The organism is Bacillus sp. FSL H8-0534, assembly GCF_038005885.1.
GTDB classification, from domain to species: domain Bacteria; phylum Bacillota; class Bacilli; order Bacillales; family Bacillaceae_G; genus Bacillus_A; species Bacillus_A pseudomycoides.
Window position 1 is genome coordinate 4261142 of the sequence record NZ_JBBOUC010000001.1, and the last position, 19246, is coordinate 4280387.

The 19246-nt window shown below is 35.9% G+C and carries 20 protein-coding genes; 17 read left to right on the forward strand and 3 right to left on the reverse strand.

What is annotated here, in order from left to right; genetic code table 11:
* Positions 1-6 precede the first annotated feature (6 nt).
* The 8 genes from MHH71_RS21630 (at position 7) to MHH71_RS21665 (ending at position 7880) form a co-directional block, all read left to right on the forward strand.
* Positions 7-648, forward strand: a complete 642-nt coding sequence (locus MHH71_RS21630; RefSeq protein WP_003200510.1) for an O-methyltransferase — start codon at positions 7-9, stop codon at positions 646-648.
* 7 nt (positions 649-655) lie between these two features.
* Positions 656-1585 carry a peptidase U32 family protein gene (locus MHH71_RS21635; RefSeq protein ID WP_006096046.1) on the forward strand — a complete coding sequence of 310 codons (930 nt, stop codon included), beginning with the start codon at positions 656-658 and terminating at the stop codon, positions 1583-1585.
* Between the two features lie 18 nt (positions 1586-1603).
* Positions 1604-2884, forward strand: coding sequence for a peptidase U32 family protein (locus MHH71_RS21640; protein WP_003200513.1), 1281 nt, complete (start codon positions 1604-1606; stop codon positions 2882-2884).
* 17 nt (positions 2885-2901) lie between these two features.
* Positions 2902-3540, forward strand: coding sequence for a uridine kinase (udk, locus tag MHH71_RS21645; protein ID WP_003200515.1), 639 nt, complete (start codon positions 2902-2904; stop codon positions 3538-3540).
* Positions 3541-3820: 280 nt separating this feature from the next.
* Entirely contained in the window at positions 3821-4297 is a 477-nt protein-coding gene (gene greA, locus MHH71_RS21650; RefSeq protein ID WP_003208577.1) for a transcription elongation factor GreA, read from the forward strand.
* 276 nt (positions 4298-4573) lie between these two features.
* Positions 4574-5281, forward strand: coding sequence for a hypothetical protein (locus tag MHH71_RS21655; protein ID WP_006096047.1), 708 nt, complete (start codon positions 4574-4576; stop codon positions 5279-5281).
* 101 nt (positions 5282-5382) lie between these two features.
* The gene (locus MHH71_RS21660) at positions 5383-7137 is read left to right on the forward strand and encodes a peptidoglycan D,D-transpeptidase FtsI family protein (protein WP_033799117.1); all 1755 of its coding nucleotides are present in this window, start codon (positions 5383-5385) and stop codon (positions 7135-7137) included.
* A gap of 116 nt (positions 7138-7253) precedes the next feature.
* Positions 7254-7880: a YrrS family protein gene (locus MHH71_RS21665; protein ID WP_006096049.1), complete on the forward strand. Its 627-nt coding sequence runs from the start codon at positions 7254-7256 to the stop codon at positions 7878-7880.
* A 37-nt stretch (positions 7881-7917) separates the two neighbouring features.
* Here the strand turns inward: MHH71_RS21665 and MHH71_RS21670 are convergent, their stop codons facing one another.
* Positions 7918-8133, reverse strand: coding sequence for a YrzA family protein (locus MHH71_RS21670; RefSeq protein ID WP_000010988.1), 216 nt, complete (start codon positions 8131-8133; stop codon positions 7918-7920).
* A 136-nt stretch (positions 8134-8269) separates the two neighbouring features.
* Between MHH71_RS21670 and MHH71_RS21675 the strand changes: the two genes are divergently transcribed.
* From MHH71_RS21675 to MHH71_RS21700, 6 genes are all read left to right on the forward strand, one after another.
* On the forward strand, positions 8270-8908 hold the full coding sequence (locus MHH71_RS21675) for a class I SAM-dependent methyltransferase (RefSeq protein WP_006096051.1): 639 nt from the start codon (positions 8270-8272) through the stop codon (positions 8906-8908).
* A 14-nt stretch (positions 8909-8922) separates the two neighbouring features.
* Positions 8923-9618, forward strand: coding sequence for a 5'-methylthioadenosine/S-adenosylhomocysteine nucleosidase (mtnN, locus tag MHH71_RS21680; protein ID WP_003200530.1), 696 nt, complete (start codon positions 8923-8925; stop codon positions 9616-9618).
* Positions 9619-9700: 82 nt separating this feature from the next.
* Complete coding sequence (locus MHH71_RS21685; RefSeq protein WP_006096052.1) at positions 9701-10624, forward strand: O-acetylserine dependent cystathionine beta-synthase; 924 nt, start codon at positions 9701-9703, stop codon at positions 10622-10624.
* A gap of 3 nt (positions 10625-10627) precedes the next feature.
* Positions 10628-11761 carry a bifunctional cystathionine gamma-lyase/homocysteine desulfhydrase gene (locus tag MHH71_RS21690; RefSeq protein WP_006096053.1) on the forward strand — a complete coding sequence of 378 codons (1134 nt, stop codon included), beginning with the start codon at positions 10628-10630 and terminating at the stop codon, positions 11759-11761.
* Positions 11762-12018: 257 nt separating this feature from the next.
* Positions 12019-14622: a bifunctional acetaldehyde-CoA/alcohol dehydrogenase gene (gene adhE / locus MHH71_RS21695; RefSeq protein WP_006095960.1), complete on the forward strand. Its 2604-nt coding sequence runs from the start codon at positions 12019-12021 to the stop codon at positions 14620-14622.
* 126 nt (positions 14623-14748) lie between these two features.
* The gene (locus MHH71_RS21700; RefSeq protein WP_003200539.1) at positions 14749-14976 is read left to right on the forward strand and encodes a YrhC family protein; all 228 of its coding nucleotides are present in this window, start codon (positions 14749-14751) and stop codon (positions 14974-14976) included.
* A gap of 282 nt (positions 14977-15258) precedes the next feature.
* On the opposite strand, the gene MHH71_RS21705 is transcribed toward MHH71_RS21700, so the two are convergent.
* Entirely contained in the window at positions 15259-16014 is a 756-nt protein-coding gene (locus MHH71_RS21705) for an HAD family hydrolase (RefSeq protein WP_006095961.1), read from the reverse strand.
* Between the two features lie 115 nt (positions 16015-16129).
* On the opposite strand from MHH71_RS21705, the gene MHH71_RS21710 reads away from it, so the two are divergent.
* Both MHH71_RS21710 and MHH71_RS21715 read left to right on the forward strand, forming a co-directional pair.
* Positions 16130-17083 (forward strand): LacI family DNA-binding transcriptional regulator, encoded by a 954-nt coding sequence (locus MHH71_RS21710; RefSeq protein ID WP_029427555.1) that lies wholly within the window; start codon positions 16130-16132, stop codon positions 17081-17083.
* Positions 17084-17086: 3 nt separating this feature from the next.
* Positions 17087-17593: a GNAT family N-acetyltransferase gene (locus MHH71_RS21715; protein ID WP_006095963.1), complete on the forward strand. Its 507-nt coding sequence runs from the start codon at positions 17087-17089 to the stop codon at positions 17591-17593.
* An 11-nt stretch (positions 17594-17604) separates the two neighbouring features.
* Here the strand turns inward: MHH71_RS21715 and MHH71_RS30670 are convergent, their stop codons facing one another.
* Positions 17605-17793, reverse strand: coding sequence for a CPBP family glutamic-type intramembrane protease (locus MHH71_RS30670; RefSeq protein WP_157753627.1), 189 nt, complete (start codon positions 17791-17793; stop codon positions 17605-17607).
* A gap of 649 nt (positions 17794-18442) precedes the next feature.
* Between MHH71_RS30670 and MHH71_RS21720 the strand changes: the two genes are divergently transcribed.
* Positions 18443-18901 (forward strand): GNAT family N-acetyltransferase, encoded by a 459-nt coding sequence (locus tag MHH71_RS21720; protein WP_018765876.1) that lies wholly within the window; start codon positions 18443-18445, stop codon positions 18899-18901.
* Positions 18902-19246: the final 345 nt, after the last annotated feature.

A 19246-nucleotide genomic window follows, 5' to 3' on the forward strand; every position in this document is an offset into this window, starting at 1 on the left:
CCATTTATGGAGGATGCAGTTAACGAGTACCTATTATCATTTATTGATCCAAAAGATAAACTTATTCTTGAAATGGAACAGTACGCAGGTGAACATCATGTGCCAATTATGGATCGTCTTGGAATGGAGTTTATGTTGCAATTTTTACGTTTAATTGGGCCAAAAAGCATCTTAGAGCTCGGAACAGCAATTGGTTACTCCAGTATTCGTATGATGCAAGCTATCCCTAATTCTCGCATTGTGACAGTAGAACGAAATAGCGATCGATATGAAAAAGCACTTGAATATATAGAGCGTTCTTCTGTAAAAGAGCGTATTTCCGTTATTTATGGTGATGCATTAGAAACAGGTGAACAAGTGAATGAACATGGAACATTTGATGTTATTTTTATTGATGCCGCAAAAGGACAATATCGTCGCTTTTTTGACTTATATGAACCGTTATTAAATCCGGGGGGTGTCATTATTTCAGATAATGTTATGTACCATGGACTTGTAACGACAAAAGAAAAAATTGAAAATAGACGTACGCGTGGTTTGATTCGTCGTATTAAGACGTACAATGAATGGCTAATGAACCATGAAGGATATGATACAACTATTTTTCCGATTGGTGATGGAGTAGCCGTGAGTAAAAAGAGAGGGTGACAACAGTATGAAAAAACCTGAATTGTTAGTAACGCCAAGAGCGGTGGCGGACATTGAACCTCTTGCAAAAGCAGGGGCAAGTGCAGTAATGATCGGTGAGCAAAAGTTTGGCTTACGTTTAGCAGGGGAGTTCGCGCGTGATGATGTGAAACAAGCTGTAAACATTGCACATGAAAATGGTATGAAAGTATACGTAGCGATGAACGCTATGTTCCATAACGACAAAGTAGAAGAATTAAAAGGCTACGTTGCATTCCTGCAAGAAGTACAGGTAGATGCAATCGTCTTTGGAGATCCTGCAGTATTAATGACTGTGCGTGAAGTAGCACCAAACATGCAAATGCATTGGAATACAGAAACGACAGCAACGAACTGGTTCACATGTAACTATTGGGGCCGTAAAGGTGCAAAACGTGCTGTGCTTGCACGTGAATTGAGCTTAGATGAAATTGTTGAATTAAAAGAAAACGCTGAAGTTGAAGTAGAAGTACAAATTCACGGTATGACATGCATGTTCCAATCAAAGCGTTCATTAGTTGGAAACTATTTTGAATATCAAGATCGTAATCTGGAGATTGAAAAGAAAAAGTATGAAGAAAATATGTTTTTACATGATCCAGAGCGTAATAACAAGTATCCGATTTATGAGGACGAAAATGGTACTCATATTATGAGTCCGAATGATATTTGTTTCATTGATGAGTTAGATGAACTTATCGATGCTGAAATCGATAGCTTGAAAATTGATGGTGTGTTAAAAAGCTCTGAATACATTATCCAAGTGACAAAGAAATATCGTAAAGCTATTGATTTATGTGTAGAAGATCGCGATGCGTATTATGACATGAAAGACGATTTATATAAAGAGATAGAAGAAATTCAACCAGTAAATCGTCCGTTAGATACAGGATTCTTCTTTAAAGAAACGGTTTACTAAACGAGGAGGGTGTAGGATATGACTGTACAAGAAATTTCACGAGTAATCGATGGAAAACGCGTTATTGTGAAAAAACCTGAATTGTTAATCCCTGCAGGTAATTTAGAGAAATTAAAAGTAGCTATTCATTACGGTGCAGATGCTGTATATTTAGGTGGACAGGAATTTGGTCTGCGTTCAAATGCAGGGAACTTTACGCTAGAAGAAATGGCAGAAGGCGTAGAATTTGCAAAGAAATATGGCGCAAAAATATATGTAACAACAAATATCTTTGCACATAATGAAAATATGGATGGATTAGAAGATTATTTAAGAGGGATTGAAAAAGCTGGTGTAACAGGTATTATTGTTGCAGACCCGCTTATTATCGAGACGTGTAAACGTGTAGCTCCTTCTGTTGAAGTACATTTAAGTACACAACAGTCTCTATCCAACTGGAAAGCAGCGCAGTATTGGAAAGAAGAAGGCTTGCATCGTCTTGTATTAGCTCGTGAAGTCGGCTATGAAGAAATGAAGGAAATTAAAGAAAACGTTGATATTGAAATTGAAGCGTTCGTCCATGGGGCAATGTGCATTGCATACTCTGGAAGATGTACATTAAGTAACCATATGACAGCACGTGACTCAAACCGTGGCGGTTGTTGTCAATCATGTCGTTGGGATTATGACCTAGTTCAAGCAGTATCACAACATAAAGAAGCAGAAGAGCTTCCTTTATTCCAAGAAGGCGATGCACACTTTGCAATGAGTCCAAAAGACTTAAACTTGATCCTTTCAATTCCGAAAATGATTGAAATTGGAATTGACAGCTTGAAGATTGAAGGACGCATGAAATCTATTCACTACGTAGCAACAGTAGCAACTGTGTATCGCAAAGTAATTGATGCATATTGCGCGGATCCTGATAACTTTGAGTTTAAACAAGAATGGTTAGATGAGCTCGATAAATGTGCAAATCGTGATACAGCGCCTGCATTCTTTGAAGGAGTTCCAGGATACCAAGAACAAATGTATGGAAATCATAGTAAGAAAACAACGTATGATTTTGCTGGTTTAGTGTTAGATTATAATGAAGAAACAGGCATTGTCACAATCGAACAACGTAACTACTTCAAACCAGGGCATGAGGTTGAGTTCTTTGGGCCAGAAATAGAAAACTTTACACAAACGGTGGAGAAAATTTGGGATGAGGATGGAAACGAATTAGATGCAGCGAGACATCCGTTGCAAATCGTGAAATTCAAAGTGGATCAACCAGTGTATGTGAATAATATGATGCGAAAAAGCATACATCAATAAGAAAGAGTGGTAGTTGAATGGGGACGAATAAGCCGGTTGTAATTGGAATCGCTGGTGGTTCAGGATCAGGTAAAACAAGTGTAACAAAAGCAATTTTTGATCAATTTCAAGGTCATTCCATTTTAATTTTGGAGCAAGATTATTATTACAAAGACCAAAGTCATCTGCCAATGGAAGAGCGTTTAAAAACAAATTACGATCATCCATTAGCGTTTGATAATGACTTATTAATTGAGCACTTACATCAGTTGCTTGCATATAAGCCGGTTGAGAAACCCGTATATGATTATACATTGCATACACGCTCAGAAGAAATTATTCCAGTAGAACCGAAAGATGTAATTATTTTAGAAGGGATTCTTATCTTAGAAGACCCGCGTCTTTGTGATTTAATGGATATTAAGGTGTTTGTTGATACGGATGCTGACCTTCGTATTTTACGTCGCATGCAACGTGATATTAAAGAGCGTGGCCGTACAATGGACTCTGTTGTTGAGCAGTATGTAAATGTTGTACGTCCAATGCACAACCAATTTATTGAGCCTTCTAAGAAATTTGCGGATATAATTATTCCAGAAGGTGGACAAAATCATGTTGCAATCGATATTATGGTCACAAAAATTGCAACAATTCTTGAACAAAAAGTGAATTTGTAATAGCATAGTAAAAGATATACGATAGGAAGGGATTTTTTCCCTTCCTATCGAATACAATGAAACATGCCAACCTCATCTATCTATAGGTGAGGGCATATTTATATGAACTTTCCATACATATCTTCTTTATATGAGGAAGAATTGGAAAATACGGGGTTGTATGTGACAACTCCGCTAGTACATGTGTACTAGAAACCTCCGCTATAGGATAAAGCGGAGGAGTTTTCATATTGAACTCCTCTTTTTTTCGGGGGATTGGTATATAAAAGGAGTGGAAAACATGGCAACAGAAAAAACATACCCTATGACGCAAGAGGGTAAACAAAAATTAGAAAACGAAATTGAGCAATTAAAAACAGTAAGACGTAAAGAAGTTGTAGAGCGTATTAAAATCGCACGTAGCTTCGGTGATCTTTCTGAGAACTCGGAGTACGATGCAGCGAAAGATGAGCAAGCATTCGTAGAAGGACGTATTACACAACTAGAAAATATGATTCGTAACGCAGTTATCATTGAAGATAATGGCGAAGAGTCTACAGTTGTAACATTAGGTAAAACTGTAGTATTCAAAGAATTACCAGATGGAGATGAAGAAGCTTACACAATCGTTGGTAGCGCAGAAGCTGATCCATTTGAAGGAAGAATTTCTAACGATTCTCCAATCGCAAAAAGCTTATTAGGTAAGCAAATTGGTGAAAAGGTAGCAATCCAAACGCCAGGCGGAGAAATGCAAGTAGAGATTATCTCTGTAAAATAATAAAAAAGGTTCACTCATATGGGTGAACCTTTTTTATTTTTTCTCTTTTATTATCCCATTGCTCTCAAGATTCTGAGTGAAAAGTGCTATATAATCGTCCATGATAGTTTGGTTTGAGCGATAAAAGAGAAAGGATCCTTAAGGGAGTTTTCACTTTATTCGACATAATATGACGATGTAAGAGCTTTAATTCTGATATTATAAGTGAGGAATTTTATACTTTTATGTTTTGAAGTGTGAAGAGAGTTTAAAAGGGATAAGGAAGAGGGACAGTTCATGAAAAAGAAATTATTTGCAGCACTCACTTGTGGCGTTATGATGACAGGATTAGCGGCATGTGGATCTAGTGAGAAAACAAGTGCATCAAACGAATCGAAACCGAAACAAGAAGAAAAAAAGGATGATGCAGCAACTTCGTCTTCAAACAGCACACCGAATACAAAGGGGAACACGGAATTAGATAAGGATAAAAAGGAACAGAAATTCGAAGACTTTGCTCTAGAGTATCAGTTAGCTATTGTAATGAGAATGTTTCAGGATGTGACGATTAAGTATGATTATGCGATTGGTAATCCAGAATATTTGTTACAGGATACAATGGATCAGAAGACAATAGATGATATGAAGAATATGTTACAAGAACAGGCAAAGAATAATGATAAACTTTTTAAAGATGAAGTGAATCAAGCGTATACTTACTTAAATCAATCTAAAGTAAGTAATAAAGATGAAATTCAAAAGTTAATTAACGCAGAAAATGAATATTTAAAGATCGTAGACAAGATGATCGCATGTATTGATTCTGTAACGGTTGAGAATGCAAAAGAAAAAAGAAGTGAAATGCAAGCTTTACAACCGGATTATTTAAAAGCAGCAGCTCAAGTAACAACTACTACAATTGAGGTTGCAAAAAATTCAGGAATAGATGAAGAGAGTTTTAGGTCAATTCTTATGAAATTTCTAAAGCAGCCAAAAGATTTATAAAAATCATTCAATCATACAAGAAAAATACAAACTCTAATAATATTTCGTTCTGTATAAAAGGAATGACACCTCGTCTAAACTGAAAAGACGAGGTGTTTTTTATGAAAATCAAACGGAGAATTATCATCACCTTATTATGCTTTACATGCATCATGTTGCTATTGCTTGGAAGATTGGTACAAATACAGCTTATATCTACTGAATCATTTACAGATAAACATATAAATTTAATTGAAAAGAGTGTTACCCAGCGTACACAAGCAGTTACAGTGGATGATGGTAGGGGACGTTTTATTGATCGAAATGGAGTAGAACTTGGTGAAGAAAAGTATTCAGTGTTAATTATTTTTCCATTTCTACAAATAAAAAATGACATGTTAGAGAAAATTGCGCATATCATTAGTGTGCCGGGACAAGACATAAATCTGCAAATGAAAGACAAACGAAAACCATTTATATTTCAAAGAGGTGATAAACCGTTTCAATTAACGAAAGAACAGGTGGAAAAGATTAATCGTGCGGATATGTTAGGCATGGTTGCAACTGAAGTAAGGGTGAAACAAATACCAGAAGCAGAACATTTAATTGGTGCAGTAGGAGAAAACGAGAATGAATTTCAAAAGCGATACGGGGAAATGAAGAGGTTCCCTATTCAAACACCGATTGGTATTTCAGGACTTCAACAATCATTTGATGAATTTTTAATGACTGATGGTGAAACGAAAGTGTTGTATCAAGTAGACAGACAGGGCGAACCGATTTTTGGGAAACGTGCAAAATATACATCTCCTGGAAATCCTTTTTATCCAGTTACGATTCAAACAACGATAGAAAAGTCTTTGCAACAAAAAGCAGAAGAGCTTGTGCAAATGCATGGAATAAAAAACGGTGGATTAGTACTACTTGATGTGAAGAAGAGTGAAATTTTAGCAATGGTGAGTAAACTATCTTTACAGACGAATGATAAGCGTACGTATCAAAAAACGATGGAAAACCAAATGCTAACGCCTCATTTTCCTGGTTCTATTTTTAAAACAGTTGTAGCGGCCGCGGCAATTGATAATGATATAATTCAATCTCATCGTATGTTTAACTGTGATACAGATCCGTATGGCGAAAATACTCCGCAGGTTATGATGGGGAAATTAAGCTTCACAGAGAGCTTTGCTAGGAGTTGTAACAGGACATTTGCTGTGCTTGGTGATGAATTGATGCAAAAGGATAAACATGTAATGGAAACGTATTTAGAAGCGCTAGGAGCGAGTGAGAAGGTAGGATGGAAAGGGCAAGTGTTTCATACGTCTGGGTTTAAACAGTTGATAGAAGAGAAAAAAGCAATTGTTTGGAATGAAGAAGAAACTAAGATGAGTCACAAAGCAATCGCCCAAACGGCGATTGGGCAAAAGGATGTAAGAATATCCCCTTTAGCTGTTGCAAATATGATGGCGACGATTGCAAGAAATGGAGAGAAGAAAGAAGTAAAAGCTGTAAAAGAAATACGGTACAAAAATGGCACAAGATTTTTTCATTTTGAAGATCATAAATTGGAGGGGCGACAACTCTCTTATCATACAGTGAAACAAGTGCAATCACTATTAAGAAAAGTAGTAACGATGGAGAAAGGAACAGGTACTACTTTTCAGTCATTACCGCTATCTGTTGCCGGAAAATCTGGGACGGCACAAACAGGAAAAGGAAATAGTGTAAATCGTTGGTTTGCGGGTTACTTCCCGTATGAAAACCCAAGATATGCGTTAGTAGTTGTTGACTTAGAAACGAATAATGAACAAAATACTGTAACACCGATTTTTAAAGAATTTGTAGAAGAGATTGCTCACTTGGAAAGTAGAAGGTAATCTTGCAATTTATTATCAAATGTTTTCATTTCGTGAAAAAATTACTGTAGTTATTCAACCTTTTAAGATTTAGTGTTACAATAGCAAGTAGGAAAAACTGCATGGAGGTTTGAAGAATGGCAGGAGGATCTAGATTCCAACAGAAACAACAAAAACGTCGTCAAAACGGTGTTTTAAATATTGCAATTGCTATTGTGTTATTAGCAGTACTTGTTGTAGCGTATCAAGTATTCTTTACTTCTGATACAACAGAGCAAGCATCTTCTCCAGACAAGAAAGTATCTCAGCAAACAACGAAAGATAATAAAGCTGAGAAAACGAAAGAGAAAGAAGAAGCTAAGAAACAAGAGCAAGCAGCAGCGAAGAAAAAAGAGGACGAAGAGAAACAAAAAGCTGAGGAAGAAGCAAAAGCAAATGAAAAGACCCCAGCTGAAAAAACACAGCCTAAAGCAACAGATGCTTATACGAAACCTTCTTGGAAGCCAGTTGGTACAACGCAAGGTGCAACACCGGCAATGACATTTCAACAAGGATCAGCAGATTGGAATGAGATGAAACAAGCAATTTCCGCTGCAATCGAAGTTCCAGTGGAACAATTGGTTATTCACCGCATTGGGAATAACGGTAAGCAAAAAGCGTACGGTAATGTTCAAGATAAACAAACTGGTAAAAGATATTATGTAAATATTGATTGGGTAGAAAATGAGGGTTGGAAACCAGCACTTGTTCAAACTCTAAACTAAAAAAGAGAGAGGTTCTTAGAACCGCTCTCTTTTTTAGTTAGCGTAATTTTTTTAATTTAAAATGAACAACTGCGCTGTAATAAGGTCTTTTGCTCTCGGGATCCATAACCATTTGATGAGAAATATGATGAACTTCCAGCATAAGTGCTTTGTTATTGTCAATTTGTTCGTTAATTTTCTTTTCTAAGGAAACTAAGTTTGGTGCTTCAAAAAATTCTACTTTATCTTCCAGCATTTCAAACGTAAATGACACAAAAAACGCTCCTCTCCATATAATCAAGTTAAGTGTAACAAAGAAAAGAAGGAAATACCATTTCCGTTTCAATTGACATTTTCGTAAAGAAAGCATATCATACTGATAAAACCGATAAGAAAAAGGGGAATTTTATATGGGTACAGAATTTAACGGTTTATTTGATGAGTGGGCTCATACGTACGATTCATTCGTACAAGGCGAAGATATACAATATAAAGAAGTTTTCGCTCGTTATGAGGAGATTTTAGAGGATGTAGTAAATAAATCATTTGGAAATGTATTAGAATTTGGTGTTGGCACTGGTAATTTAACAAATAAATTATTACTTGTTGGCCATACTGTTTACGGGATAGAGCCGTCACGTGAAATGCGTACAATCGCAAAGAAAAAGCTACCAGAAGGATTTTCAATTACAGAGGGAGATTTTCTTTCTTTTGATGTTCCCGATTCTATTGATACAATTGTAAGCACTTATGCGTTTCATCATCTAACAGATGAAGAAAAAGATGTAGCAATTGCGAAGTATAGTCAATTGCTTCATAAAGGTGGTAAAATAGTGTTTGCTGATACGATATTTGCAGATCAAGAAGCGTATGATAAAACTGTTGAAACTGCAAAACAAAGAGGTTTTCATCAGTTAGCAAACGATTTGCAAACAGAATACTATACACGTATTCCGATCATGCAATCTATTTTTGAAAACAATGGCTTCCATGTAACATTTACGAGATTAAATCATTTCGTTTGGGTAATGGAGGCAACTAAGCAATAGAAAGAGGGATTAGATTGAGAATTGCTGTAATTGGAGCAATGGAAGAAGAAGTACGTATTTTACGTGACAAATTAGAACAAGCAGAAACAGAAACCGTTGCAGGTTGTGAATTTACGAAAGGAACATTAGCAGGACATGAAGTAATCTTGTTAAAGTCTGGTATTGGTAAAGTAAATGCGGCTATGTCGACGACAATTTTATTAGAGAGATACCAACCTGAAAAAGTAATTAATACAGGCTCAGCTGGTGGATTCCATCAATCTTTAAATGTTGGGGATGTTGTCATCTCAACAGAAGTTCGCCATCATGACGTGGATGTAACTGCATTTGATTACGAATATGGTCAAGTGCCAGGGATGCCACCAGGATTTAAAGCGGATGAAGCACTAATAGCATTAGCTGAGAAATGTATGAAATCCGAAGAGAACATTCAAGTTGTGAAAGGAATGATTGCAACAGGGGATTCATTTATGAGTGATCCAAACCGAGTTGCAGCAATCCGTGATAAATTTGAAAATCTTTACGCAGTAGAAATGGAAGCAGCAGCGGTTGCGCAAGTATGTCATCAATACAAAGTACCATTTGTAATTATTCGTGCACTTTCTGATATTGCTGGTAAAGAATCAAACGTTTCATTTGATCAATTTTTAGATCAAGCAGCTCTCCATTCTACAAACTTTATTGTAAAAGTGTTAGAAGAGTTAAAGTAATGTAACAAAAAGGCAACTGTCTCATATAAAGAAGATACATACAGTTGCCTTTTCTTTATTGGCAAATAAGGAGGAGAACACGATGAAGGTGTATCGTGGAGTTCATGAATTAATCGGTCATACACCGATTGTAGAAATTACTCGTTTTTCACTTCCAGAGGGCGTTCGTTTATTTGCAAAGCTTGAATTTTATAATCCAGGTGGAAGCGTGAAAGATCGCTTAGGAAGAGAATTGATTGAAGATGCACTAGCAAAAGGACTTGTAAAGCCAGGGGGAACAATTATTGAACCGACGGCAGGGAATACTGGCATTGGACTGGCACTCGCAGCACTAGAGCATGATTTACATGTAATTGTTTGTGTTCCAGAAAAATTCAGTATTGAAAAGCAAGAGCTGATGAAAGCACTTGGTGCAACAGTTGTGCATACGCCAACTGAACAAGGAATGACAGGCGCAATTGCGAAGGCGAAAGAATTAGTAAAAGAAATTCCAAATTCATACTCTCCAAGTCAATTTGCAAATGATGCAAATCCACGTGCCTATTTCAAAACATTAGGCCCAGAGCTGTGGGAAGCGTTGGATGGAGAGATTAACATATTCGTAGCAGGTGCAGGTACTGGCGGTACATTTATGGGAACTGCCTCCTATTTAAAAGAACAAAATTGTGAAATTAAAACGGTGATTGTAGAACCAGAAGGATCTATTTTAAATGGTGGTGAAGCAGGTTCACATGAAACAGAAGGAATCGGTCTTGAATTTATTCCGCCATTTTTAAAATTATCATATTTCGATAAAATTCATACCATTTCTGATCGAAATGCATTCAGACGTGTGAAAGAATTAGCGCAGAAAGAAGGTCTTCTTGTTGGTAGTTCTTCAGGAGCAGCATTTCATGCGAGCCTATTAGAGGCTGAAAAGGCAAAACCAGGTACAAATATTATAACGATTTTTCCAGATAGCAGTGAGCGTTATTTAAGTAAAGATATATACAAAGGGTGGGAATAAAAAATGAGAGCAAAAACAAAGTTAATTCATGGTATTCGCATAGGAGAACCTTCAACTGGATCTGTAAACGTACCGATTTATCAAACAAGTACGTACAAACAAGAAGCAGTTGGTAAACATCAAGGATACGAATATTCACGTACAGGTAATCCAACGCGTTCAGCATTAGAAGAAATGATTGCCGTATTAGAAAACGGTCATGCAGGATTTGCATTTGGTTCAGGAATGGCTGCTATTACAGCAACTATTATGTTATTCTCAAAAGGAGATCATGTCATTTTAACAGATGACGTATATGGCGGAACATATCGTGTGATTACAAAAGTATTGAATCGTTTCGGTATTGAACATACATTTGTAGATACAACAAATTTAGATGAAGTAGCAGAAGCAGTACGTCCAAATACAAAGGCAATTTATGTAGAAACACCAACAAATCCATTATTAAAAATTACAGATATTAAGCAAATTTCTACATTTGCAAAGGAAAAAGGTCTATTAACAATTATTGATAATACATTCATGACGCCATACTGGCAGTCACCAATTTCTTTAGGAGCAGATATTGTACTTCACAGTGCAACGAAATATTTAGGTGGACATAGCGATGTTGTTGCCGGATTAGTTGTTGTTAATAGCGCGCAATTAGCAGAAGACCTTCATTTCGTTCAAAACTCAACAGGTGGTATTCTTGGACCACAAGATAGCTTCTTGTTACTTCGTGGTTTAAAAACATTAGGAATTCGTATGGAAGAACATGAAATAAATTCACGCGCGATTGCTGAGTTTTTAAATAATCATCCAAAAGTTAATAAAGTATACTATCCAGGCCTTGAATCACATCCGAATCATGCATTAGCAACTGAACAAGCGAATGGATACGGTGCAATTATTTCATTCGATGTAGATAGTGCAAAAACGCTAAATAAAGTACTTGAGAAACTGCAGTATTTTACGCTTGCTGAAAGTTTAGGAGCAGTAGAAAGCTTAATTTCTATTCCAGCTCAAATGACACATGCATCTATTCCAGCAGATCGTCGTAAAGAGCTAGGAATTACAGATACATTAATTCGTATTTCTGTCGGTATTGAAGATGGCGAAGATTTAATTGAAGATTTAGCCCAAGCATTAGCATAATAAAAAAGCACTGCTAAAAAGGCAGTGTTTTTTTTAAATACAATTTGTGAAACTTTTCACAAATTAGACACACACAATTAAAAATATTTCGTGTATAGTAAAATCATGAAATAATACTTCACACATAAATATGTGAAACATTTCACAAATAATAGGATTCATGTAGGAAAAGTAACTCTATTTTTTTACGCTAATAGGGACGCATTAAGACCCTTAGGGTCTATTTAAGTCCATATAGCAGAATAGGAGGAAATTACATGGTAGTCAAAGAGAAAGTTGTAAATGAAACGCAAGAAGTGGTAGAAATGATTGAGGCGTTAGTAAAGAATGGTAAAAAAGCTTTACAAGCATTAGAAGGTTTTACACAGGAACAAATTGATAAAATTGTACATGAAATGGCACTTGCGGGCGTGGATCAACATATGCCGCTTGCAAAAATGGCTGTTGAAGAAACGGGACGCGGTGTGTATGAGGATAAATGCATTAAAAATATTTTTGCAACTGAATATATTTGGAATAGCATAAAAAATGACAAAACAGTGGGGATTATTCGTGAGGATCCACATGAGGAAGTAATAGAAATTGCAGAGCCGGTCGGTGTGGTTGCTGGGGTAACGCCAGTAACAAATCCAACGTCAACAACGATGTTTAAAGCGATCATTGCGATAAAAACGAGAAACCCAATTATTTTTGCATTCCACCCTTCAGCGCAGCAATGTTCTATCGCAGCTGCAAAAACAGTGCGCGATGCTGCAGTGAAAGCTGGTGCACCAGAGAACTGTATTCAATGGATTGAAAAGCCTTCTGTTGAGGCAACAAAACAATTAATGAATCATGAAGGTGTAGCGCTTGTTCTGGCAACAGGAGGAGCAGGAATGGTAAAATCAGCATATTCAACTGGTAAACCAGCTTTAGGAGTAGGACCAGGTAACGTTCCATGTTATATGGAAAAATCAGCGAATGTGAAACGTGCTGTGAATGATGTAATCTTATCAAAAACATTTGATAACGGTATGATTTGTGCTTCTGAACAAGCAATTATTGTAGACAAAGAGATCTATAATGATGTGAAACAAGAAATGATAGCAAACAATTGTTATTTTGTAACAGAAGATGAACGGAAGAAATTAGAGAAACTTGTCATTAATGAAAATACATGTGCAGTAAATAGCGATATTGTTGGGAAATCTGCTCACTACATTGCATCACTAGTAGGAATTGCAGTACCAGAAGATACAAAAATGCTGGTTGCAGAAATTAAAGGAGTCGGCGCAAATTATCCGCTATCCCGCGAAAAATTAAGCCCAGTATTAGCTTGTATAAAAGCAAATTCATTAGAAGAAGGATTGCAGCATTGTGAAAACATGTTAGAGCTTGGCGGTTTAGGACATTCTGCAGTTATTCATTCTACAAATACAGAAGTACAAAAACAGTTTGGTTTACGTATGAAAGCATGTCGTCTTATTGTGAATGCTCCGTCAGCACAAGGCGGAATTGGTGATATATATAATGCTTTCATTCCATCGCTTACACTTGGATGCGGATCATACGGAAAGAACTCTGTATCTCAAAACGTAACGGCAACTCATTTAATGAACGTAAAGAGACTTGCAAATAGAAAAAAGAATATGCAGTGGTTCAAGCTGCCACCAAAAATTTATTTTGAAAAACACGCTACGCAATATTTAGCAAGTATGCCAAACATTTCACGAGCATTCATTGTAACAGATCCTGGAATGGTTCAACATGGATATATTGATGTAGTAACGCATTATTTAGGTCAACATAGAAATGATGTAAAAGTAGAAATATTCTCTGAAGTAGAACCAGATCCATCAGATGAAACTGTATTTAAAGGTGCAGAAATGATGAGAAGCTTCAAGCCAGACGTGATTATTGCTCTTGGCGGCGGATCAGCGATGGATGCAGCAAAAGGAATGTGGCTATTTTATGAGCATCCAGAAACAGAATTCTTTGGTATCAAACAAAAGTTTTTAGATATTAGAAAACGTACATGCAAATATCCAAAACTAGGAACTAAAGCGCAGTTTGTTGCGATTCCTACAACATCTGGAACAGGATCAGAAGTGACACCATTTGCGGTTATTACAGATAAAAAGAATAATATCAAATACCCGCTTGCTGATTATGAATTAACACCAGACGTTGCAATCGTTGACCCGCAGTTCGTTAAGACAGTACCACCACATGTAACTGCTGATACAGGAATGGATGTATTAACACATGCGATTGAAGCGTACGTATCTATTATGGCAAACGATTATACAGATGGATTAGCTTTAAAAGCAATTGATCTTGTCTTTAAATATTTACCACGTGCATATAAAGATGGAAATGACGAAGAAGCTCGTGAAAAAATGCATAATGCTTCAGCAATTGCTGGGATGGCATTTGCCAATGCGTTTCTTGGTATTAACCATAGCTTAGCGCATAAAATTGGACCGGAGTTTCATATTCCGCATGGACGTGCTAATGCAATCTTAATGCCGCATGTTATTCGCTATAATGCAATTAAACCAAGAAAACATGCACTATTCCCTAAATATGAGCACTTTGTTGCGGATGAGCGTTATGCACATATCGCAAGAATGCTTGGTCTTAAAGCACGTACAGTAGAAGAAGGCGTGGAATCATTAGTACAAGCTATTATCGCCCTTGGAAAAGAATTAAATATTAATATGAGTGTTGCTGGCCAAGGTATTGAAAAAGAAGCATTTGAAGCGGTTGTTGATATACTTTCTGAACGAGCATTTGAAGATCAATGTACAACGGCAAATCCGAAATTACCGCTTATTTCAGAGTTGAAAGAAGTGTATATGCAAGCTTATAAAGGTGTATAGAAAATTTGAAAGAGCCGTTTAGCAGCGGCTCTTTTTACTTTGGAAAACATCTCCCTCATTGGCTGTATTTACTTGCCTCAGAAACGATTAGAATATGATAGAGTGAGAGGGAGGAGTGGTAGAAGTATGAAAGAATTACAACAGAAAATAGCAGATTATATTCGCTTCGGTCAAGTTCTTCTTGCGCTAGCCACATTTTTAATGATTGGTTTATTAATCCCAAATGGAGGGAGAGAAACTGTACAATCCTTTGCGATGATGGGTGTTATTGTTTTATTTTTAGGGATGTCATTTTTCTTTTTCAAGCGTGTTAAAGTATTGCGTGACAGGTTAGAGGAGAACGAGTATGAATAAGATTGATAGATGAAACGCTACGAAAAGAGTGTATCTTTTTGTAGCGTTTTTTCGTATAAGTAAAATTTGTAGAAAATGTATGTGTTTTATATTGACAATGATAATCTTTATCAATTAAAATATAATAGAACTAAGTTCTAATTCAAGGTCATTTGTGAACGGAAGTTCTTGTCCGTTGTTAGAACAAGATAAATATCTAGTATATAACTGAAAATCCTACCCCCCCTCAACTGTAGTTTTCTTTATACTAGTTATGATATGGATGCAGTAGACAAGCTTTGTCTACTGTCTTTTTTTTGTTAAAACTTGTATATCATTGTAATCGGTAATAATAAAATCTGCATAAGGTGTTAGTTCTTTTATAGCATGTTCATGATTAGCAATGCCTACAGCAATACTTCCGGCCTCTTTAGCCATTTTTACATCTACAACAGTATCTCCAATCATTACTAGCTCATTTGGTCTAATATCAAGCTGTTCACATGCTTTTGTAATCATTTCTGGATGAGGCTTTCCGTTTTCTACATCTTCTGGCGTAAAGAGAAATTGAAGAGATGGTATGTTAAGTAAATCAATACATTTTTTTGTTCTCACCTTATTGTCCGAGGTAAGAATACCTGTGTATATTTCTTCTTTTTGCAAAGAAATAATGCATTCAGTTATCCCTTGAATAGGATGAAAAGCTTGTTCAATGGATAATTGCTCATTACTTTCTTCAAATATGGTAGTAGCGAGCTCTTTGCAACGGTGCCATGGATATTTTTTGATTTGATATAAAAGGCTGGCGACAACAATAATTTCTTCTTCTTCAGATGCGACCGCTAACAGGCCTTTAAAATCAACTTTGTTTGGAGGTACAAATCCAACTGCTTTTTCCCACAGAGGTTCATACTTTTTACCAACAATTTGTGAAAATTTGTATTTTCGCATTCTATCAATTTCCTGCCAAAATGGAATCGCGTGAAATAATGTACCATCTTTATCAAAGGCAATTGCTTTCGTTTCAATAACCTCTCCAGAAATTTGAATTTTTCCCATATTTCATGTCACCTCGTTTATAATAGTTACCATATACTGTACATTCTGAAATGCATTACAGGTCAAGGGGGGAGTTAAGATTTCTACAATTGAAGATATCGCTAAATTAGCCGGAGTGTCTAAAGCAACCGTTTCCCGTGTGATCAATCATCATCCGTATGTACGTCCAGAATTAAGGGCGAGAGTGCAAGCGATTATTGATGAAAAAAATTATGTACCTGTGGCGACAGCGAAAGATCTACGTCGTCTACAAACAAAATTAATCGGTGTAGTCGTACCAAATTTACATCATCCCTTTTTTAGTCAGTTAATTCAAGAGTTAAGTGGTATTTTAAAAATAGATCGTTATGATGTCGTGATATTACAATCAAATTATGAAATTGAGAGAGAAAGAGAATTTTTACAATATATTAGGACGAAAAAGTTAGATGGGCTTATTTTTACTACACTTTCTTTGCCAATAGAGGAAATAGAGCGTGCGATAACTTCAGGAGCTATTGTTATTTGTAATGAACATGTAGAAACAGAACTCGTATCTACAGTTCAATTTGATGAAGAGCTAGCTGGTTACATTGGAACGAGGCATCTTTTGGAAAATGGATATACACGTATAGGATTTTGTTACGATACATTAAAAAGTAAAGCGCAGAGAAAAAGATATCAAGGGTATAAAAGAGCTTTAAAGGAGTATGGTCTACAGTTACAGCAAGAATGGGTATTTCCAAATTGCTATGGGCTGAAGGATGGGAAGAGGGTAATAGATAGCATTCACTCCATGCAAAATGCCCCAGATTCCATCTTTACAGGCAGTGATGAAATAGCTGCTGGAATTATTATGGAGGCTCAAAAGTTGAAAATTGCGATCCCACAAGATTTTGGTGTTATAGGATTTGATAATCAAGAACTTTCGATGATAATGCATCCTAATATAACAACGATTAATACCTCCATTACAAGTATGGCAAAGAATTCTATCGTATTATTACATAAACAATTGCGAGGAGAGCCTGTACAACGTATACAATTACCTATTTCAATTATAGAAAGAGAATCTACAAGAAGGGAGTAGGATATGTTCCATACAGATCGTTTACAATTTCGAAAATATACAATGGATGACTTAGATTTCTATGCTTCCTTATGGGGAAATGTGAAAGTAATGCGCTACATTGGGAACGGAACGCCAAAAACATATGTGCAGTGTAAGAAAAGTCTGGAAAGCTGGGTTCTTCCTAGTTATAAAAACGGTTTAGGATTATTTCTAATGATTGAAAAGGAAACAGATACTCCAATTGGTCACGCAGGACTCGTTAGGCAACAAGTAGATGGAAGAGAAGAAATTGAAATTGGGTACTGGTTACTTCCAGAGTATTGGGGAAAGGGATATGCAAAGGAAGCAGCAACAGCTTTTCGAGATTATGGTTTTCAAGTGTTAAGTTTGAATAAGCTCATTTCTCTTATTAATCCAGATCATCCTGCTTCTATCTTTGTTGCCCGAAAAACAGGAATGAGTTATGAGAAGACAGCATCATTTCATGGAATAGATGTTCTTGTATATGCAATTAAAAGAACAGGATAAATCCTGCTCTTTTAAAGAATGAGACTACTAAATACCATTAATATGTTTAAAATTACATGCCATATAATAGCTGGAATGATACGATTTGATTTCACAACTATTCCTCCATAAAATATACCAGCTATAATAAAAGCGGTGGAAACACTCCAAGAAAAACCTAAGGAGTAATGCTGTAAACCAAAACCAATGCTTGTAAGCAAAATAGCCTATTTTTCATCAAACTGATTTGTAAACTGATGTAGTAGGATTCCCTGCCAAATACATTCTTCTAATACGCCATTGATAATAGAAAACAATACAGCAAATAGCATGATATGTTGTATATAAGATATTTCTTTTTGTAGTAGAAAAGGTGTAAAGGTGACGATGTTAATAGAAATCGCGATGATAAGAAATATATAAATTTTAACTTGATGAGGACCACTCCAAATAAAAGGCACGTGCAAAGTATTGTTCCATTTTGGTTGATTCTAATTTAGAGATATTCGCTGTTTGCGTATAAGAGCATCTATGAGAAATGGCACAAAAACAAGAAGTAGGCAAAGACGTTTCACAATAATTGTTAGTTCTCTTGAAGAAAAGGAAATTTGATCCATAGTAAATAAATAGAGAAAGAATCCACTCCCAAATAATAGAGTAATCCATATGAAATGATGATAGTTTTTCTTTTTTAGTAGTAGAAGTAGTAATGTAAGGATCCATAAACAAAAGAATGCTATATTAGTAGTTTGTATAGTAATCATAAGAAGTGTAAAAGAATAATAAAAATCCCTTCATCTTTTTCTCCTTTTAAAAAGGTAATATTCAACTTTTAAAGAATAGTATATAACAATAAAAGGGGGAATGGGATTGTATATTTATCATAATGGACTCATTATTCGAGAAGGAACGACAGGTGTGCCAGCTTATGCAATTAAAAGTTTATTTGAAGATGCGGGCTGGAGTAACAATAGCATTCCATCATGGCAAATTGAAAAATTTACGATAGCATTTGAAAATTCTACGTGGGCTTTTACGATTTGGGATGAGGAAGAAATGATTGCGATGGTTCGTGTTATTTCTGATCAGATAATGGCTGCAAATATTATGGATTTAGTTGTGAAGTATGAATATAGAGGAAAAGGATTAGGAAAGAAGCTCGTTTCCCTTTGTATGCAGAAACTCCCTCATGGAGATTGGTTTGCTCATACTTCTGCGAATAATTTTGATTTTTATCGTAGTTGTGGTTTTGAGGTGCGGGATTTATCTCAAAATGGGACGTGTGCTTATTATGGTTATAATGAAGCGAAAAAAGCAGGACATCGATAATCCCATTAGATAATAGAAAGCGTGTAAAAAGGATTGCTAGACGATAGCGATCCTTTTGTATTTACACAGATAAACTATTTTATTGTACAAAAAAGAAGTAGTGAATTGCGAATGAGAGAGTAAACAAGGGGAGTAGGAATATCATTTTCTTTTTGAAACCTTTAAAGAAGGAGTTATTATTGGGAGCAAGCCAAACTTCTAATGTGGAATAGAAGAGTAATGAAACTGCCAATAATATGCCACTAACTAATTCAAATGTCATTGTTAAGACCTCCAATTTCACCAAAGATACTTAAATAATAACATGAAAATGTTAATTATTTACAGTTTGTAACGATACTTTTA